This is a genomic window from Citrobacter sp. VF227 (assembly GCF_052950715.1).
Genome location: NZ_JBRFVF010000768.1, coordinates 1 through 243 on the forward strand (window position 1 = coordinate 1; position 243 = coordinate 243).

Below are 243 nucleotides of genomic sequence, written 5' to 3' on the forward strand. Positions count from 1 at the left end.
GGAAACTGGCCAGAGCTATATGTCGCTGCCAGAAGATTACCAGCGTATCGAAGCGGACCAGAAACAGACCGCAACGGCAATGAAAGCCTGCATCAAAGAATACAACGCCACTCTGCCTGCTCAGGTGCCGCTGGGTGGTTCAGTCGAGGAAACTGGCCAGAGCTATATGTCGCTGCCAGAAGATTACCAGCGTATCGAAGCGGACCAGAAACAGACCGCAACGGCAATGAAAGCCTGCATCAA

General features: G+C 53.5%; 1 protein-coding gene. It reads left to right on the forward strand.

Annotated elements, in window-relative coordinates; translation table 11 throughout:
* Positions 1-243 (forward strand): hypothetical protein (locus ACU8YC_RS28895; RefSeq protein WP_446896497.1); only part of this gene is annotated, 243 nt, incomplete at both ends.